Origin of the sequence: Geothrix sp. (genome assembly GCF_020622065.1) — a bacterium.
GTDB lineage: Bacteria > Acidobacteriota > Holophagae > Holophagales > Holophagaceae > Geothrix.
This window is the reverse complement of record NZ_JAHRYQ010000001.1, coordinates 1,481,785-1,498,850: the sequence shown is the minus strand read 5'-3', so window position 1 is coordinate 1,498,850 and position 17,066 is coordinate 1,481,785. Positions and strand designations below refer to the sequence as shown.

General features: G+C 67.4%; 18 protein-coding genes and 1 tRNA gene. 1 reads left to right on the top strand and 18 read right to left on the bottom strand.

All coding sequences use genetic code 11. The features are described from left to right. Positions 1 to 8: 8 nt before the first annotated feature. Genes QZ647_RS07035 through QZ647_RS07010 form a run of 6 tightly spaced genes read right to left on the bottom strand, consistent with a single transcriptional unit; the run spans position 9 to position 4,556 of the window. Complete coding sequence (locus QZ647_RS07035; protein WP_291271472.1) at positions 9 to 566, bottom strand: HD domain-containing protein; 558 nt, start codon at positions 564 to 566, stop codon at positions 9 to 11. Positions 567 to 577: 11 nt separating this feature from the next. Beyond that, on the bottom strand, positions 578 to 1,402 hold the full coding sequence (locus tag QZ647_RS07030; protein WP_291271471.1) for a hypothetical protein: 825 nt from the start codon (positions 1,400 to 1,402) through the stop codon (positions 578 to 580). Positions 1,403 to 1,410: 8 nt separating this feature from the next. Further along, entirely contained in the window at positions 1,411 to 1,809 is a 399-nt protein-coding gene (locus QZ647_RS07025; protein WP_286355975.1) for a response regulator, read from the bottom strand. A 31-nt stretch (positions 1,810 to 1,840) separates the two neighbouring features. Next, positions 1,841 to 2,692, bottom strand: a complete 852-nt coding sequence (locus tag QZ647_RS07020; RefSeq protein WP_291271470.1) for a PHP domain-containing protein — start codon at positions 2,690 to 2,692, stop codon at positions 1,841 to 1,843. A gap of 9 nt (positions 2,693 to 2,701) precedes the next feature. Then, positions 2,702 to 3,010 carry an EscU/YscU/HrcU family type III secretion system export apparatus switch protein gene (locus QZ647_RS07015; RefSeq protein WP_291271469.1) on the bottom strand — a complete coding sequence of 103 codons (309 nt, stop codon included), beginning with the start codon at positions 3,008 to 3,010 and terminating at the stop codon, positions 2,702 to 2,704. A gap of 22 nt (positions 3,011 to 3,032) precedes the next feature. Further along, on the bottom strand, positions 3,033 to 4,556 hold the full coding sequence (locus tag QZ647_RS07010; protein ID WP_291271928.1) for a cellulose synthase family protein: 1,524 nt from the start codon (positions 4,554 to 4,556) through the stop codon (positions 3,033 to 3,035). 127 nt (positions 4,557 to 4,683) lie between these two features. Between QZ647_RS07010 and QZ647_RS07005 the strand changes: the two genes are divergently transcribed. Next, positions 4,684 to 6,585 (top strand): serine/threonine-protein kinase, encoded by a 1,902-nt coding sequence (locus QZ647_RS07005; protein ID WP_291271468.1) that lies wholly within the window; start codon positions 4,684 to 4,686, stop codon positions 6,583 to 6,585. A 134-nt stretch (positions 6,586 to 6,719) separates the two neighbouring features. Here the strand turns inward: QZ647_RS07005 and QZ647_RS07000 are convergent. The 12 genes from QZ647_RS07000 to QZ647_RS06945 form a co-directional block, all read right to left on the bottom strand. Then, a tRNA-Gln gene (locus tag QZ647_RS07000) sits at positions 6,720 to 6,794 on the bottom strand. Between the two features lie 78 nt (positions 6,795 to 6,872). Next, positions 6,873 to 7,232 (bottom strand): SpoVG family protein, encoded by a 360-nt coding sequence (locus tag QZ647_RS06995; protein ID WP_286355980.1) that lies wholly within the window; start codon positions 7,230 to 7,232, stop codon positions 6,873 to 6,875. Between the two features lie 60 nt (positions 7,233 to 7,292). Next, a complete protein-coding gene (locus tag QZ647_RS06990) occupies positions 7,293 to 7,982 on the bottom strand; it encodes a polyphenol oxidase family protein (protein WP_291271467.1) in 690 nt (229 codons plus the stop codon). A gap of 7 nt (positions 7,983 to 7,989) precedes the next feature. Then, the gene (locus QZ647_RS06985) at positions 7,990 to 8,790 is read right to left on the bottom strand and encodes a serine hydrolase (protein ID WP_291271466.1); all 801 of its coding nucleotides are present in this window, start codon (positions 8,788 to 8,790) and stop codon (positions 7,990 to 7,992) included. Positions 8,791 to 8,912: 122 nt separating this feature from the next. Continuing rightward, entirely contained in the window at positions 8,913 to 9,815 is a 903-nt protein-coding gene (locus QZ647_RS06980) for a UbiA family prenyltransferase (RefSeq protein ID WP_291271465.1), read from the bottom strand. Next, positions 9,812 to 10,597, bottom strand: coding sequence for a DUF116 domain-containing protein (locus tag QZ647_RS06975; protein ID WP_291271464.1), 786 nt, complete (start codon positions 10,595 to 10,597; stop codon positions 9,812 to 9,814). The genes QZ647_RS06980 and QZ647_RS06975 overlap by 4 nt, the downstream gene beginning before the upstream one ends. Further along, entirely contained in the window at positions 10,594 to 12,060 is a 1,467-nt protein-coding gene (locus QZ647_RS06970) for an MlaD family protein (protein WP_291271463.1), read from the bottom strand. The genes QZ647_RS06975 and QZ647_RS06970 overlap by 4 nt, the downstream gene beginning before the upstream one ends. Next, entirely contained in the window at positions 12,057 to 12,848 is a 792-nt protein-coding gene (locus tag QZ647_RS06965) for an ABC transporter ATP-binding protein (RefSeq protein WP_286353073.1), read from the bottom strand. Before QZ647_RS06965 ends, QZ647_RS06970 begins: the two co-directional genes overlap by 4 nt. A 4-nt stretch (positions 12,849 to 12,852) precedes the next feature. Beyond that, on the bottom strand, positions 12,853 to 13,629 hold the full coding sequence (locus tag QZ647_RS06960; protein ID WP_291271462.1) for an ABC transporter permease: 777 nt from the start codon (positions 13,627 to 13,629) through the stop codon (positions 12,853 to 12,855). 21 nt (positions 13,630 to 13,650) lie between these two features. After that, positions 13,651 to 15,048 (bottom strand): bifunctional UDP-N-acetylglucosamine diphosphorylase/glucosamine-1-phosphate N-acetyltransferase GlmU, encoded by a 1,398-nt coding sequence (glmU, locus tag QZ647_RS06955; protein ID WP_291271461.1) that lies wholly within the window; start codon positions 15,046 to 15,048, stop codon positions 13,651 to 13,653. 62 nt (positions 15,049 to 15,110) lie between these two features. Next, positions 15,111 to 15,827 carry an aminotransferase class IV gene (locus tag QZ647_RS06950; RefSeq protein WP_291271460.1) on the bottom strand — a complete coding sequence of 239 codons (717 nt, stop codon included), beginning with the start codon at positions 15,825 to 15,827 and terminating at the stop codon, positions 15,111 to 15,113. Further along, complete coding sequence (locus QZ647_RS06945; protein WP_291271459.1) at positions 15,824 to 17,041, bottom strand: 4-hydroxythreonine-4-phosphate dehydrogenase PdxA; 1,218 nt, start codon at positions 17,039 to 17,041, stop codon at positions 15,824 to 15,826. The genes QZ647_RS06950 and QZ647_RS06945 overlap by 4 nt, the downstream gene beginning before the upstream one ends. Positions 17,042 to 17,066: the final 25 nt, after the last annotated feature.

Below are 17,066 nucleotides of genomic sequence, written 5' to 3'. Positions count from 1 at the left end.
CCGGCCCACTAGCTGAGTCCGAGTTCTTCGCGGTGCTCGTGCAACACGGCGATGATGCGGGCCAGGTGCTCCTCCTCGGTCCCGCCCTTGGCCTCGATGAGCATCCGGAGGCCCTCAGCCACTTCGAAGCGATCGACCCCCGCCGCGAAGGCCTTGTCCTTCAGCTTCTTCTTCACGCTCTTCGGCTCCAGGCCCTCGGTGCGGGTGGGCCGCACAAGGGCGCAGGCCATGACGAAGCCCGTGATCTCGTCGGAGGCCAGCAGGGCTTTGTCCAGCAGATGGTCGTAAGGTACGCCCCAGCGGGTGTAGTGGGCGCTGATGGCATGGGCCAGATCCGCCTCGCCGCGCTCCCGCAACCAGGCCACGATGCGTGTCGGGTGCTCCTCGGGCCAGGTGTCGTAGTCCGCGTCGTGCAGCAGGCCCGCGAGGCCGAAACGCTCCACATCTTCGCCCAGCCGGCCCGCGAGGTCGCGCATGACCAGCTCCACGGCGCAGGCGTGGACGCGCAGCTTGGCAGAGGGCGTCCATTCGCAGAGCAGCTGCCAGGCTTCATCGCGGGTGAGCATCAGGGGCGTCCTCAGGGAATGGAGAGGGTGGGCTTCGGCGGTCCGGGTTCGGGATCGCCGGCGTAGCGCACGGCCTCCAGGAACAGGCCCGAGGCGGGGGCGGCCTTGGCGCCCCAGTAGAGATTGGCGGCTTCCGTGGGGTTGCGGAGATCCTCCAGCACGCGGCGGGGTTCTTCTTCGCCCAGGGCGCAGGCCACGGAGGCGCCCACCATGCGGCGCACCTGGCGACGGAAGAAGTGGGTGGCCCGCACCCGCAGGAGGGTGAGGGAACCACTTTCGACGACTTCGCAGCGGATGATCCGGCTGCGGCCGTCCTCTTCGGGATCCAGATCGGCAAAGGCGCTCACATCCAGATCGCCCTGGAAGGCGCTCCAGGCCTGGCTCAATTTCTGGGGATCGAGGCTGCGCTTCACCCACCAGATCCACGGCTTGCCGAAGGCGCTGCGGCGGTGGCTGATCTGGTACAGGTAGCTGCGGTCCACGGCGTCGTGCCGGGCATGGAAGCGCGGAGGGCAGGACCGCACATCCCGCACGGCGACATCCTGGGGCAGGGCCGCATCCAGGAGGCGCCGCAGCTCGCCGGGGCGTGGGGCGCCCTTGGCTTCCAGGTGGAGGTGGGCGACCTGGCCCAGGGCATGAACGCCCGCATCCGTCCGTCCCGCGCCGCCCAGGTAGAGGAGCCGCAGGCCGGCTTCGTGGATGGCGTGCTCCAGGCTCCCGGCCACGGTGCGCACGCCCTCGCGGGACTGCTTCGGTCCCTGTTTCTGCCAGCCCTGGAAACGGCTGCCGTCGTACTCCAGCAGAAGCCGGAAGGCGGCGAGGGGAGCGGGTTTCATGGCCATGGTCAGTGCCCGATGACGGCCTTCACCGCCTCGATGAGTGATGCGGGATCATGGATCGGCTTGGCGATGTAGCCTTCCGCGCCGGTCAGCTCCAGGTATTTCTCCCGGTCCCCGAACATGGCGTGGGCCGTGGCGAGCAGGACGGGAATGTGGCGCGTGGCCGCGTCCTGCTTGAGGAGCTGCGTGATGAAGATGCCATCCACCTTGCGGCCCTCGTAGCTCGATCGGGACAGGCTCACATCCATGATGACGGCCTTCAAATCCGTCTCGCGGGCCAGGCGCAGGATCTCATCCACTTCTTCGGAGACGACGACTTCGTAGCCCCCCTTTTTTACAAGGACGGTTGAGATGAACTTGATGTTGATGGGGTCGTCCTCGACGAGGAGGATGCGCTCGGACATATCGGCCTCAGTGCTTTCAGCCTATCGGCCTTCAGCGATAAGTGCCATTTTTTTGCTGGGTTTCCAGGCGCTCCAGCAGGTCGTCGGGCACCTTGAGCCCACCGCGCCCACTGCCGAGCCGGAGACCCGGCTTGTTCCCGCCGTGGTAGTCGCTGCCGCCGGTGACGACCATGCCGAGGCGCGCAGCCAGCGCCACGAAGTATTTCTGTTCGGCGGCCCGGTACTCGCCGTAATAGCCCTCCAGTCCCTCCAGGCCTTCGCGCTGGAGGTCCTGCATGGCCTCGTCCCAGCGGAAGCCCCCGTTGGCGAAGCGGCCGGGGTGGGCCACCACGGGCACGCCCCCGGCTTCTCGGATCCAGCGGGCGGCCTCGGCCGGGCTCAGTTCCTCGCGCGGGACGAAGCCGGGGCAGTCATCACCGATGAGCCGCTCGAAGGCCTCCGGCGCCCGGCGCACGAAGCCCCGCGCGGCGAGGGCCTTGGCGAAGTGGACGCGGGAGAGCAGGGGGGTTTCGGCCTGGGCCTGGACTTCCTCGTAGGTGATGGGGCAGCCCAGCTCCGCCAGGCGCGCGATCATGCGGCGGTTCCGGTCGTCCCGGCGTCCACGCAGGTCCCCAAGGCGGGCCTGGAAGCAGGCATCGGCGGGATCCACGAGCAGGCCCAGCACATGGAGGGAGCGGCCCAGGAAGCGGCAGCTCAGTTCCGTCCCGACCAGCAAGCGGACCTTCACCTGCGGCTGCATGGCGAGGAAGGCCGGGATGCCACCCAGGGTGTCGTGGTCGGTCAGGCACAGGGCGGTCAACCGCGCCTCGTCCGCGAGCAGGGCCAGCCGCTCGGGCGTGTCCGTGCCGTCGGAGTGGAGGGTGTGGCAGTGCAGATCGATCATCGTCTCGGATCAGGAAGGGGGTGGCGCCAGGCTCTTGTTGGCCCGGTAGAGGGCAGCCAGCAGCACGGCGACGGCCTGGAAAAGCTCAGGGGGGATGAGGCGGTCCAGGTCCAGCGGTTCGAGGGCGGCCAGCAGGTCGGGATCTTTGGAGACCACCACGCCGTGCTGCTTCGCCAGCTCCAGGATGCGTTCCGCCAGGAGCCCCTGGCCCTTGGCCACCAGCCGGGGCGCCGCGTCCTGGAAGGGCGCCTCCGGCCGGTACCGCAAGGCGGCGGCGCGGGGGCGGGAGGATCCGGGACGGGCGGCTGGGCGAGCCATGGTCCCTGATCGGAAGCCGGGGCTACTGAACGAAGTTCGCGGCGCTCTGGGCGTCGTCGGCCGGTTCATCCATGGCCAGGCGCCGGAACAGCTTCACATCGGCCAGGGACAGGATGCTCATGTAGGAGAAGCCGCTGAAGAAGAGCCATAGGAAGGGGACCGAGGCCCACTTGCGGATCCAGATGGCCACGAGGACGGCCGCGAAGTAGTAGATCGCGAAGCCCAGCTCCAGGAAGGTCATGAGGCTCTTGGGCACCTTGTAGGCCCGCTTGGTGACCGTCTTGCCCGTGGCATCCACGCCGTACTTGGGGGTGCGCTTGAACTCCTTGTCGTCGGTGAAGAAGCCCTCCAGCACGGCCTTGGCCTGGTTCAGGGCGAGGCCGATGCCCAGACCCATGAGGCCGGGGATGTACTTCAGGCGGGACTGCCAGCCGGTATTGTCCGTCAGCTCCTTCTGGGAGAGGCCGAAGTAGAGGCCCACGCTCACCGCGTTCAGGAGGAAGAAGGGGCCATCCGTGAGCAGCAGGACATGCACGGGGGTGCCGGCCCGGAAGATCATGGCGGGCACCATGATGACGGAGAGCACGACCATCAGCATGTAGTTGCAGTTGGCCGTGAGATGGAACCAGCACTCGAGCTTGGTGTGCAGGCTCTCGTTCGACTTCCAGATGGTCTTCATGAGCTTGCGGATGACCTGGGCATTGCCCTTGGCCCAACGGTGCTGCTGGCTCTTGAAGGCGTTGACCTCCACGGGCAGCTCGGCGGGGACGACCAGATCCTTGAGGTAGACGCCCTTCCAGCCCTTGAGCTGGGCGCGGTAGGACAGGTCGGCGTCCTCGGTGATGGTGTCGTGCTCCCAGCCGCCGGCGTCGGCGATGGCGGAGACACGCCACATGCCGGCGGTGCCGCTGAAGTTGAAGAAGGCGTGGGACCGGTGGCGGGCCGTGTGCTCGAAGACGAAGTGGCCGTCGAGCAGGATGGCCTGCACCTGGGTGAGCAGGGAGAACTCGCGGTTCAGGTGGGCCCAGCAGCCCTGGACGAAGGCCACCTTCTCGTCGGCGAAGTGGGGCACGGCTTTGCGAAGGAAGTCTTCGGTGGGAAGGAAGTCGGCGTCGAACATGGCCACCAGCTCGCCCTTGGCGACCTTGAGGCCCTCGGAGAGCGCGCCGGCCTTGAAGCCCGTACGGTCCGTGCGATGGAGGTAGTGGATGTCGAAGCCGAGGGCCTTGTAGCGGTCCACCACGGCGCTGGCGACCTTGACGGTGTCGTCCGTGGAATCGTCCAGCACCTGGATCTCGAGCTTCTCCTTGGGCCAGTCCATCTTCACGACATGGTCCATGAGGCGCTCGATGACATTCATCTCGTTGAACACCGCCAGCTGCACGGTGACCACCGGGAGATAGTTCTCGTCGCCCTTGGGCTGGGGAACCTCATTCTTGTGGCGGTAGTAGAGCAGCAGCATCCAGAGGCGATGCGCCCCGTAGATGCTCAGGATGGTGAGCAGCGTGAAGTAGGTGCCGAGCACGATGGTCTTGACGACTTCCATCACGGAATAAACCTCCCACAGCCCAGGTCAGTGGGCCTGCTTATAGTCTGGCAGGGACGATGGGAAAATCCACGAAAAACCTAACAATCTACCTCTTCATCTCCGATGGGTTCGGTAGGATGCTGACATGGCCGACCTCGACAACCTGAACCTCCCCCAATCCATCGGCCGCTACCAGGTCCTGCGCCTGCTGGGCTCCGGAGCCATGGGCAGCGTGGTGCTGGCGGAGGATCCCCGCATCAAGCGCAAGGTGGCCATCAAGCTGATGCGGATGGATGCGGCTCGGACCGAGGCAGATCGCCACGAATATCTCCTTCGTTTTCAGCGAGAAGCCGAGGTTTCAGGCCTGCTCAACCATCCGGGGATCGTGGCCATCTACGATGTGGGGGAAGAGGAGGGCCTGGGACCCTTCCTGGCCATGGAGTTCGTGTCCGGAAAGCCTCTGGATGGCCTTATCAAGACCGGCCCGCCGCTCCCGACGAAAGAAAAGCTGCGGATCGCCGTGGGGCTGGCGGAGGCCCTCGACCACGCCCACGCCAAGGGGATCGTCCATCGGGATGTGAAGCCGGGCAACGCGATGGTGGGCGAGGATGGCCGCACCAAGCTGATGGATTTCGGCATCGCCAAGCGGGAGGACGCCAGCCTTACCCAGACGGGCACCTTCCTGGGAACCCCCAGCTATGCCAGCCCCGAGCAGATCCGCGAAGGCACGGTGGACAGCCGGTCGGACATCTTCAGCTTCGGAGTGCTGGTCTTCGAGTTGATGAGCGGCCAGTCTCCGTTTCCCGGCAACTCCATCAACACCATCCTCTATCGCATCGTGAATGAACCCCCCGTCGAGGTGCAGCCTCCGGTCACCGGCATCCTGCCTGAGGGATGGCGACGGGTCTTCGACAAGGTGCTGGCCAAGCGGCCGGAGGACCGGCACGCCACCTGCACGGCCTTCGTGCGGGATCTGCTCGACGCGGTGGTGGAGCTTGGCAAGGAGGACCGGCGCGAGATCCTCGGGCTCATGAAGCTGAGCGGCGATTCACCGCTCCCGGAGATCACCTCCACTTCCTTCGACGAGACCATGGTGGTGCCACGGGTCGAGCCCAGCCGGGCCAGTCGGGTCTGGCTGGGTCTGGCCGCCGCGGGGGTCCTGGCGGTGGGTGGCTGGTTCCTGTTCCGGGGGCCGAAGGGTACCCGGCTGCAGATCGACTCCCGGCCGACCGGGGCCAAGGTCTTCGTGAACGGCCTGGCCGTGGGCGCCACGCCCATGAACCAGCCGCTGCAGGCGGGCGACCAGCTGCGTCTCGAGCTGAAGGGGTTCCAACCCATTCTCTATGCGTTCAAGCCGGGCGAGGCACCGCCGGCCTTCCCCCTGGAGGCCATCATCACGGAGGAGACGCTCGATTCCGTGCCCCAGGGGGCCGCCGTCGTGCTGGACGAGAAGCCGCTGGAGGGTGTGACGCCCCTGAAGGTCCGCTGGAACCAGGGGCAGCCCCACCGCCTCACGCTCACCAAAGAAAAGCTGGGGTACGCCTCGGATTTCGGGCCCGGCGAGGTCCCGGGAGGGCGGGTCTTTGAACTGAAGGAGGCCACCACCGCAGATACCCGGCAGGAGCCGCCCCTGGATCCCAGCGCCCCCGGGGCCCTCAAGCTGGCGGGTGGATTCGGTGTGCGCGTAAAAGTGGATGGCAAGGATCTGGGCGACCTCAGCCCCGGCGCCAAGCTGGCATTGCCGCCGGGATCCCACAAGGTCGAGCTCGCAAGTCCCAGGCACTTCTACAAGGACAGCCGCGTGCTGAGCGTGTCTGCAGGTCAGGTCCTCCCCCTCACGCTTCCGGCTCTCGCCACCCTCACCGTCGAAACCTTCCCCGGTACCGGCAAGGTCTTCGTGGATGGCCAGGACGCGGGCATCGAGAGCGATGGCAGCAGCGTCCAGGTGGCGCAAGGCCGCCACACCATCACCGTCCGGGGTGGCCGGGGAAGCAAGAGCGAGACGGTGGAGGTCCGTGGGGACAAGGGTCTGCGGTTCCCCTTGTGACCCGGGGAAGGGGCCGCAAGGCCATCCCAGCCTTCGAGTCCCTCAGGTGCAGGTGCAGGCAAAAATCCCTGCTGACTGGGGCTTCTGCGTGGAAGTCCGGGGTCTGCGCAAAGCGCGGAGCCCCCGGACAGCATTGGTTGGGGAGGAAGGATTCGAACCCTCGGTACGCAGGATCAAAACCTGCTGCCTTACCACTTGGCTACTCCCCAGGCGCAAAGGCAAGCATAGCGCGGCTCTGCGTCCCGCCCAAGTCCGACTCTCGGATCAAGCCCGGGCCAGGGGCTCGTTCAGGGATTGCTCTTGGGCGTGAACCCGAATTCCTCGACGCTCAGCAGGTCGGGGCGCACCACGGCGGCTTCGCCGCGCTCGATGCGGCTGAGGGCGCGGTTTCCGGTGGCGGTCTCGTAGGCCAGGAGCACACGCTCCTCGATCTGTTCGCGTAGGGTGTTGTTCAGGGGATAGGCAATGTCCTTGAAGCTGCCATCGCGCTTCCGCCGGCTGGGCATGGCCACGAAGTAGCCGTCCTCGCCCTCCACCACCCGCAGGTCGCCGACCAGGAAGCAGTCATCGATCACCAGGCCCGCAAAGGCCCGCAGCTTGTCGTCGCCTTCCACCTTGGTGATGCGAACATCCGTAATGTTGAGCATGGCAATCCTCAGTCTTGAATCTTCAAGCCCCAGTCATCAGGAGCGAGGCGGTCTCTCAGGTTATCCGATCTCGACCCAGCCCCACTGGCGGCCGGTGGTCTCGCCGCGGCGGTACGAGTAGAGCAGGTCGGGACGGCACACGGTGCAAAGGGGCACGCTGCCGTCCCGGGCCGGATCCAGGCCCAGATCCAGGGCCTGGGCACGCAGGAAGCCATGCAGGTCGAGATGGGGTGTCCCCGAGGGACCTTTGGAACGCAACCCCTCGTGCCAGGCGGGATCCCGGCGCGCGGCCTCGATGACCTCCTCACCCACCTCGAAGTGGCAGGCCAGGATGGCGGGGCCGAAGGCCCAGACCAGGTCCGCCGGGCGCCCTCCCAGGGCACGGTAGCGTGCCGTGCCACGGCGCAGGATGCCCCGGCCGGGTCCCTCGAAGGGGGAGTCATCGCCGTGCCCGGTGGCGCCCCGCCAGCCCGCATGCAGGGCAGCGGCCCAGAGGCGGCCGCCGGGGAGCGGGCCGGCCAGCAGCACGGGGACGCAATCGGCCACGCGCACGCCAAGGCGGACGCCCGGGGCGGTGGTCCAGAGTCCATCGCCCTCCACCACGGATCCCTCGGTGCCCGTCGAAGCCTCCACCACGCCGCAGCGGTGCACCTGGTTCAGGCGCCGGACGGGCAGATCCTCAGGCGGATCCAGGCGGGTGGAGAATCCCCAGGACAGGGGGAAGGGGAGCCGGACCTCGGGAACGAGCAACGGGCCCTCAGCCCTTGGTGCCGAGGCGGGCTTCCATCCACTGCTTGATGCGGTTGGCGTCGCCCAGGCGGGTGTATTTCCCCCAGGAATCCAGCAGGATGATGAGCACGGGCCGGTTGGCCAGCATGGCCTGCATGACGAGGCAGCGGCCGGCCTCTTCGATGTAGCCGGTCTTGGAGAGGCCGATGCTCCAGCGGGGGCTGCGCACCAGGGCGTTGGTGTTGGGGAACTGGATGCTCTTCCGGCCGGACAGGATGCTGGTCTCGGGCCGGGTGGTGAAATCACGGATTTCGGGGTAGTTGTAGGCGCTTTCGAGGATGCGGGCCAGGTCCCGGGCCGTGGCCACATTGCCGCTCGAAAGGCCCGTGGGATCTTCGAAACGGGCCCCGGTCAGGCCGAGTTCCTTTGCCTTGGCATTCATGGCCTGGACGAAGGCCGAGAGGCCCCCCGGGAAGGTGCGGCCCAGGGCGTGCGCGGCGCGGTTCTCGGAAGCCAGCAGGGCCAGCAGCAGGGCCTGCTCCCGGGGCAGGCGGGTGCCCACGGGCAGGCGGGACTTGCTGTGGCGCAGCATGTCCTTGTCATCATTGGTGATGGTGAGGATTTCCTGGGGGTCGAGGTGGGCGTCCAGCAGCACCATGGCCGTCATGAGCTTGGTGATCGACGCGATGGGCACCACGGCGCCGGCCTGCTTTTCCAACAGGGTCTGACCCGTGCTCTGATCCAGTACCAGGGCCGAAGCGGACTTCAGGGTCAGTTTGGTTGCGGAATGGGTCGAGCCAGCATTCAGGGCCGCACATCCCGCGGCCAAGACGACTCCTGCCAACCGAAAACCCCTGCTGAATCCCATGCACGCTCCTGAAGATTCCGACTGTTGTCACTTGTTCCTAGTCTATCGGATCGGGAGGTCCCTTGCTCAAGGGCAATTCCTGCTCAAGGCCACAAAAGGACCAATAGGCTCAGGTCCGTGACGGCCCAGGCACCCAGGCCCCAGTACATGCCAGCTTCGTGCCGATGATCCGACCAGGTGCGCCACTGGCCCAGCCAGGGGAGCAGGACGGCCAGCCAGGCCCCCAGGGAGAGGGCCAGATACCAGGGGTTCCGCCCCTTGGCCAGGATGGCGGCGGCGAAAAGCCCATGGGCCGCCAGGGCCGCCCCAAGAGCCAATCCCAGGCTCCGGCCCACGCCCACGCGGATGACCAGCGTGCGATCACCCCGGCGGGCATCTTCGGCCACCTGGTAGATCTGGGTCATGGGGTAGAGCGCGGCGAAGAGAAAGGCAAAGCCGAGGGCGGCCCTGAGGATGGCCGGGCTGAAGGGCCGGCCGGTGAGGGCCCAGCCCGCCAGGGGTGTGAACAGGCCGAACCCCAGGCAGTTGATGAGCAGATCCCACCCGGCCCGGGCCTTGAGGCGTGCCGGGGGCACGGAGTAGAGGATGCTCATGGCCACGCAGGCGAGGTTGAGGAGCGCGAAGGGACGGGGCAGCAGGAAGCCCAGCAGGGCGGAGAAGGCCAACAGCAGGACGGAGAAGGCCAGCAGGTGGTCAGGGGGCTTGGGTGGTGCCTTGAGATACCCGATGTCACCCTCGTCCTGGTCGAAGGCGCTGTTGATGGCCAGGGTGCCCCCGTTCATCAGAGCCACGAACACCAGCCAGCCCAGGAGGGCAGGGCCCGCCGTCAGGGGCCAGCCCGAGGCCAACAGGGTGCCCAGCAGGAAGTGGGCCGTCATGATCGGCCATTCCAACGGGCGCAGGTGGAGCAAGTACGCCGTGACCTTCGGGCCGAGGAGGCGTTGGACGAAGGTGCGCAACGGGAAGCGGGGGGCCGCTCCGGTCACGCGATGCCCTCACGCCTGAGCGGCTGGATGTCGCCGGGGCGCCTGGGCTCCACCAGGGCCTCCATGGCGGCGAACACATGAGGCACGCTGAAGTCCGTGTCCACGCACATGCCGTGGGGCAGGGACAGGGGGATCACATAGCAGGGGATCTCCGGCATTTTCGTGAGTCCCTTGAGCAGGCGGTCCGTGCAGCTCACCGCCACCACCAGATCCGGCCTGAATTCCCGCGCCTCGCGATAGGCCTTGTGGCTGCGGTTGGTGATGCGGCCTTCCCACCGGTTCAGAAGGGCGGCGTTCATGTAATCGCCCACGGGGCAGAGGCCGCAGTCGTAGCAGGCCTGAAGGTCGTCGAGGATGCCAGCCTTGCAACGGGCCATCTGGATGCAGTGAGGCAGCAGGATGAGGGCCCGCTTGGCCCGGCGGCTTCCCAGAGCCTCCCGGACGCGCTGATTGTTGTGGCCGCAGAAGGAGAGGATCCACGCATCTTCCTGCCCCAACCGCCGGGCCAGCGGCCGGAGGGCGTTGGTCCAGAGGCAATCCTGGCGCATGACCGCAGCCCGGTTGCGGAGAAAGGCCTCTCCCCGGAGGAAACTGGGCCAGGCGGCGGCCAGGGCCCCCGTGCCTGCCAGCAGCCACCAGCCCCGACCGGCCGAGTGCAGCGCGGCGAAGGCGAAGGCGAAGACCGCCAGCGCCAGCGGTACGCCCCGACGAACCCAGAGGAACAGCGCGCCCCGCTCCACCGGCAGGGGGCCGGGCTGGGGCAGGGCGCGGGGTTCCTTCACTTGGCGGCTCCGGCAAGGCCGATGATCTTCTTCAAGTCATCATCCTTCCAGCGCAGGCCGCCGCCGAAGAAGACGGTGCGGAGATCCTTGTTGCCGATGTCCTGGACGCCGGCCTGGATGTAGGCGCCCTTCCAGAACTGGTAGCTGCTGGTGAAGCGGTAGCGGGGATTCGGCTTGTCGTCCCGCTTGGTGAAGTCGTAGGCCAATATGCCGAATCGCAGGCGGTCGTCGTCCAGGGTGCGGAACTCCAGTCCGCCGCCGCCCTTGCCCTCGACGATGCCGGCCGAGAAGATGGCGGCTCCGATGCGCTTGGCGAACTGGGCCGATACGGTGAAGCTCTGGTCCGTGGTGACGAACTTGTTCTTTTCGAGCACGCTGACGGACTGGCCCGTGACGGGATCGATCTGGGTGACGGTCCGGGTGCTCTCGCTGAGCTTGCCATCCGGCGTGGAGGCGAAGCCCAGGGCGTACCAGTAGTCGGGCCGGGGCGCGACTTCCAGGCCAAGACCCACGCGGCTGTCCTTGCGCTTGTCCCACTGGGCCGCGTTCATGTCCAGGCGGAAGTCCATCTTGTTGAATCCGCCCAGCATGCCGTTCACATTGTCCACGGCCTCGTTGATCTTCTTGATGGTGGTCTCGTCATTGAGCAGCTTGCCGATGGTGCCTTCGCCCTTGTTGATGCGGTCGGTGAGCACCTTCATGTTCTCCGCGGTCCCCTGGAAACTCTGGGCCAGCTTGCGGACATCGCTCATGACACCCTTCAGCTCGGGGCGGTTCTCCTCCAGGATGGCGTTGAGGTTCTTGCCCACGGTCTCGAACTGCTGAGCGAGCTTGGGCAGCTTGTCGCGCAGGTCGGAGCTGATGGCCTCGACATTGGCCATGGTGTTGTTGATGGCCCCGTGGTTCTCCTGGGCCATGGAGCGGAACTCGGCGGTCAGCACGCGGATGTTGTCCACGATCTCGTCGAGCTTCTGGCGGCCTTGCTCGCCCCCGATGGATTCGTTCAGGGACTGGGTGACGCCCTTCACATTCTTGCCGATCTCGGAGAGGGTCTCCATGAGGTTGTCCAGGCTCACGCCGGCCTTGCTGGGGAGGGGCACGCCTTCGGGGAAGGGACCCATCGCGCTGTGGCCGGGATCGAGGTCGATGAACTTCTCACCCAGGATGCCGATGGAGCCCAGGGATACGCTGGCATCGCGGTAGACCTGCACTTCGTTGCCCAGGCCGATGGCCACGCGGGCCTTGCCGTTCTCAAGGGCGATGGTGCGCACATCGCCCACCTTCACGCCGGCGATGCGCACGGCGCTCTGGAGGCTCAGTCCGGCCACGGAGTCGAAGATGGTGAACCGCTCGGACTGGTTGCGCTTGCCGCCGACCTCCAGCTTCTCGGTCCGGAGGATGAGCACGGCCAGCAGGAAGATGGCGCCCGTGAAGAAGAGGCCGACTTTGGTTTCGAGCTTCATGGGTGGGCCTCCTGGGTTTTGCGCTTGGGCGGGGGCGGGTCCTGAAGGAAGGGGCCATCCGCATCCCCCCGCAGGAACTGCTGAATGACGGGATGGGGATTGACCTTGAAGGCCGCCGGCGACTCGCAGGCGATGCACTCGCCGCGGAAGAGCAGGGCAATGCGGTCGGCGATCTCGAAGGCGGACTTGAGGTCGTGGGTGATGGTGATGGTGGTGACGCCCAGCTCGTGCTTGAGGTCCAGGATCACGCGGCCGATGACATCGGTCATCACCGGATCCAGTCCCGTGGTGGGCTCGTCGAAGAGGAGGATCTTGGGCTTGAGGGCGATGGCGCGCGCGAAGCCCACGCGGCGCTTCATGCCGCCGGAGAGTTCAGCGGGCTTCAGCTTGTCGGTGCCCTTCATGCCCACCATGGAGAGGCATTCCTCCACCCGGGCCTGCACTTCGTCCTCGGTGATCTCGAGGTGCCGCCGGAGGCCGAAGGCCACATTCTCGAACACCGTCATGGAATCGAAGAGGGCCGCCATCTGGAAGCACATGCCGATGCTCTGGCGGACCTTGAACAGTTCCTCCCGGTCCAGCTGGGCGATGATCTTGCCTTCGATGGCCACATGGCCCGAGTCGGGAGTCAGCAGGCCCATGATGTTGCGGAGCAGCACGGTCTTGCCGGTGCCGGACCCGCCCAGGACCACGAGACTCTCGCCCTCCTGGACCTGCAGGTTCACATTGGATAGCACCACCTTCGGACCGAAGGCCTTGGAGAGATTGACGACATCGATCAGCGCCATGCCGTCACACCAACAACAGCTTGGTCAGGAAGAAGTCGGAGACGAGGATCCAGAGGCTGCTGGTCACCACGCTGCTGGTGGGCGCATTGCCCACGCCCTCGGCGCCGCCGTGGGTGCGATATCCCTTCCAGCAGCCGACCAGGGCGATGATCATCCCGAACACCAGGGCCTTGATGAGGGCGATGCGGAGATCGCGGAAGGCCAGCAACTTGTAGAACTCGCTGCTGTAGACATAGGCGCTCTGGCCTTCCACGCCGACGAGGATCATGTAGCCGCCCCAGAAGCTCACATAGATGGAGACCACCGTGAGGAGGGGAACCATGACGACGGCGGCCAGGAACCGCGGCACGAAGAGGTAGTGGATGGGATCGGTCGCCAGGCACTCCAGGGCATCGATCTGCTCGGTCACCTGCATGGTGCCCAGCTCCGCGGCCATGGCCGAGCCGATGCGCCCGGAGAGCATCAGGCCCGTAATCACCGGCCCCAGCTCGCGGACGATGGCCAGACCCTCCACCTGGGAGGCCAGACCCTCCGCCTGAAACTGGCGGAAGCCGAAGGCCAGCTGCACCGCAAACACCATGCTCACGGCGATGCTCGTGAGCACCACCACGGGAATGGAGTTCACGCCCAGCGAATGGAGCTGGTTCATGAGGCTCTTGCCGTCGAAGGGGCGCTTGAAGATGGCGGCGAAGGTCCGCCCTGCGAGCACCGCAAAGTCCCCGGTCGTCTCGAGGGCCCCCAGCACGCGGGCGCCGGTCTTGTCGAAGAGGGTCAGGACCATGGGGCTCCGGGACGCAAAAGGCTAGCTTAACCCAGACGGCTTCTTCTGTCGGTCGCGCAGCTTGGAGGCACCCCCCTCGCGGCTGGTCTGCGGAGTCCGGCTGAGGGCCAGGGCATCGGCGGGGACATCCTTCGTAATCGTGCTGCCCGCGCCGATGAGGGCCCCGTCGCCAATGGTCAGGGGAGCGACCAGTTGGGTGTCCGATCCGACGAAGACCCGGCGGCCGATGGTGGTCTTGTGCTTGTTGACGCCATCGTAGTTGCAGGTGATGACCCCCGCGCCGATGTTGGTGCCTTCGCCGATCTCCGTATCGCCGAGGTAGGCGAGGTGGTTGGCCTTGGCGCCCCGGTGGAGTTTCGCCTTCTTGGTCTCCACGAAATTGCCGATGTGGACCCCCTCGGCCAGGTCGGTACCCTCCCGCAGCCGGGCGAAGGGGCCCACCTTGGCGCCCGCACCCACCAGGACCTGCTCGATGACGCAGTAGGGCCGGATGTCCACGCCGTCGCCCAGGACGGAATTCGTGATCACGGTGCCCTGGCCGATGCGGCAGCCCTCACCGACGAGGACCGAGCCCTCCATCCGCACGCCGGGTTCGAGCAGCACATCGCGGTGAAGGACCACCCGCGGTCCCACCAGCGTGCTGTCGGGATGGAGGAAGGTCACGCCCTCGGCCATCCAGTGCCGCTGGATCCGCCGCTGGGCCGCCGCCTGCAGGGCCGCCTGATCGTGCCTGGAGTTCATGCCGGCCAGTTCCTCGGGATCGCAGACTTCCACGGCCACAGGAAGGTCCTTGGCCACGGCCGCCACGGCATCCGTGAGGTAGTACTCCTTCTGGGCGTTGTCGTTCTTGAGGCCCTGGAGGGCCTTCCTCAAGGCGGGCCAGGGCAGGGCATAGGCGCCGCCGTTCACTCGCTGGACGGCCAGCTGGTCGGGGGTGGCGTCCTTGGCCTCCACCAGATTGGCGAGGCGGCCATCCGCGTGCTGGATCACCCGGCCGTAGGAGCCGGGGGTGGGGAGGTCCATGGCCAGCAGCAGGGCCTCGGCGGAACAGAGCCGGAATACCGTGGCGGGTGAGGTCAGCGGCACATCCCCGCAGAGGATGGCCACCTGGCTGGCGCCGAGGCGGTCCAGTTCGGGGATGCAGACCTGGAGGGCGTGGCCGGTGCCGAGGGGCTCCCCCTGGTCCACAGTGCTCACGGGACAGGGCAGCAGCCCGGCCTTCTGCCAGGCCTCCAGGGCGGCCAGAACCTGTTCCTTGCCGTGGTGAACCACCACCACCGCGCCACCCAGGCCGGGAGGGAGGGCCCGCAGGGCCCAGAGCAGGGTCGGGTCGCCGAGGATGGGGTGCAGCACTTTGGGAAGCCGCGATTTCATGCGGGTTCCGAGGCCCGCCGCCAGGATCACTGCCACCGTGGACATGCCACCTCCCGCTACCAGCCTACAACAGCTGCACGGTCATCCTTGGAGGTCGAGCCGGGGACTCAGAGAAGGATTGCGGGCCAAATACCGCGCAACGCGTTCAGGCACCAGAGCTGTCCCTCGGTTCCAAGGGGGATGTCCCGGGTTTCCAGGGCCAAGCCCCGGGCCTCTGCCCAGGCCGGGAGATCCAGCCGCTCCGCCACGCTGGCCACCCGGCCCGGGGCAGGCGGGATCATCAGGGCCCCCCCGCGCTCCAGGGCCACGGCCGCGATGGCCGTCTCCGCCAAAGTCCCATCGGGCCACAGCAGGAGGGCATCCTCCGCGCCGCGGCGGTGGGCTGCGGCCATGGCCGGAGGGCGCCAGGGGCCCGAGAGCCCTTTGTGGGGGGCCAGGGGGTTGGACCGCAGGTCCCCCATGGGATGGGGCAAGGGCGCCAGACGGTAGGGTGCTGGCGTGGAGGGCAGGACCTCCAGCCGCGCCGCGAGGAGCCGGAGCTCCAGGTGAAGCGCCAGACGCAAGGCACCTTCCGAGGCCGGCCCGAGTGCCAGCCAGATGCCGAGTTCCACCGCGGCACCGGCCAGCCAGGGAACCTCCTGGCCCAGCGCCTTCGCTCCGGCCCGGAGCCGCGCCAGGTGGGCCTCCAGGTGGCGGGGGACGCCCTGGTGGATGGGTAGGGCCGTGCGGGGGCCCTCTCCCGCAGGGGTGGGGCGACCGGGGAGCCAGGCGGAGCCGCCGGGGCCGAACACCGCTTCAGCAGGCAGGCCAGCGGCAGGCCTCACGGCGTGGCCACGCGGGCAGTCCAGGGCTGGTGGCGGGCCCGGCCGGCCAGACGCACCGCCAGGGCCGTGGCTTCAAGGAAGTTCCGCGGATCGGCGATCCAATGGCCGGCCTTGTCGAAGGCCGTGCCGTGGTCGGGGCTGGTGCGGATGAAGGGCAGGCCCAGGGTGAGGTTCACGGCCCGGGTCGGTTCCAGCAGCTTGATGGGGATGAGCCCCTGGTCGTGGTACAGGGCCACGACCAGATCGAATTCCCCCGAAACGGCACGGTGGAACAGGCTGTCGGAAGGGTGCGGGCCCGAGAAGCGGGGGCCCAGAAAGTTGGGGGAAGGTCCGCCGGCCTCCACCGGGACCCTGGCGGTCTCTCCCGGATGGAGCGTCCACCCCTGGGGTGCGGGGCCGGACGGAAAGGGGGAGGGCAGGGCCGCGAAAGGCCCTGCGGGCCCGGCTTTCCGGAAGGCGGCCTCGGCTCGGGCCAGGGCCTCCGACAACAGTGCCTCTTCCTGGCCGAAAGCCCCCGCCTCGCCGGCGTGGGGGTTGAGGGCGCATAGCGCCACGCGCAGATTCGGATTGCCTGTGAGCTGGATGAAGCGATCCGCGGAGAAGGCCAGCGTCTCAGCCACGGCCTGGACCTCGAGCCCGTCCACCACGGAGCGCAGGCTCTGGTGAACCGTGTGGAGCACCACGGACAGGCGGGGACTCACGAAAGCCATGCGGGTGAGGGGCGAGCCGGAGAGGGCCTGGAGGAACTCCGTGTGGCCCGGGATGTCGTACCCGGCGAGATGGGCGGCGGATTTGGCCATCGGCAGCGTGACGAGGGCATCCACCAGCCCCGAGGACGCGAGGCCCGCAGCGAGGCGGATGGCCTCCACCGTGGCCCGGCCGGAAGCTGAAGAGCCCCGGCCCAGGTGGAGATCGCCCACTCCGATGTCGGGCGTGGGATCCAGCCAGATGGCCGCGGCTGAGCCCTGGGGTCCCTCGATCCGAAGCTCCAGCGCGGAGCCCTGGAAGGCAGGTGGGGGCGGCGCGGAGGAAGGGTCCCAGCACCAGGTGACGGCGGTTCCGGGAAGTCCCTCGAGGAGGTCCACCCCCGCCCGGGAGCCCACGACCACAACATCGGACCAGACCTGGATGGCAGTCAAGGAACGGAGCAGCAGCTCGGGCCCGATGCCGCAGGGATCTCCCAGCGTGATGGCGATGCGCGGTCGGCGGCTCATGGTGATCCCAATCGTGATCCTGATT

Bases quoted from the DNA above. Each gene is read 5' to 3' on its own strand.
- QZ647_RS06995 (WP_286355980.1), bottom strand. From the start codon at position 7,232: ATGCTCAACATTACGGATGTTCGCATCACCAAGGTGGAAGGCGACGAC.
- QZ647_RS07005 (WP_291271468.1), top strand. From the start codon at position 4,684: ATGGCCGACCTCGACAACCTGAACCTCCCCCAATCCATCGGCCGCTAC.
- QZ647_RS07025 (WP_286355975.1), bottom strand. From the start codon at position 1,809: ATGTCCGAGCGCATCCTCCTCGTCGAGGACGACCCCATCAACATCAAG.
- QZ647_RS07010 (WP_291271928.1), bottom strand. From the start codon at position 4,556: ATGGAAGTCGTCAAGACCATCGTGCTCGGCACCTACTTCACGCTGCTC.
- QZ647_RS07015 (WP_291271469.1), bottom strand. From the start codon at position 3,010: ATGGCTCGCCCAGCCGCCCGTCCCGGATCCTCCCGCCCCCGCGCCGCC.
- QZ647_RS06960 (WP_291271462.1), bottom strand. From the start codon at position 13,629: ATGGTCCTGACCCTCTTCGACAAGACCGGCGCCCGCGTGCTGGGGGCC.
- QZ647_RS06945 (WP_291271459.1), bottom strand. From the start codon at position 17,041: ATGAGCCGCCGACCGCGCATCGCCATCACGCTGGGAGATCCCTGCGGC.
- QZ647_RS07030 (WP_291271471.1), bottom strand. From the start codon at position 1,402: ATGAAACCCGCTCCCCTCGCCGCCTTCCGGCTTCTGCTGGAGTACGAC.
- QZ647_RS06970 (WP_291271463.1), bottom strand. From the start codon at position 12,060: ATGAAGCTCGAAACCAAAGTCGGCCTCTTCTTCACGGGCGCCATCTTC.
- QZ647_RS07035 (WP_291271472.1), bottom strand. From the start codon at position 566: ATGCTCACCCGCGATGAAGCCTGGCAGCTGCTCTGCGAATGGACGCCC.
- QZ647_RS07020 (WP_291271470.1), bottom strand. From the start codon at position 2,692: ATGATCGATCTGCACTGCCACACCCTCCACTCCGACGGCACGGACACG.
- QZ647_RS06965 (WP_286353073.1), bottom strand. From the start codon at position 12,848: ATGGCGCTGATCGATGTCGTCAATCTCTCCAAGGCCTTCGGTCCGAAG.
- glmU (WP_291271461.1), bottom strand. From the start codon at position 15,048: ATGTCCACGGTGGCAGTGATCCTGGCGGCGGGCCTCGGAACCCGCATG.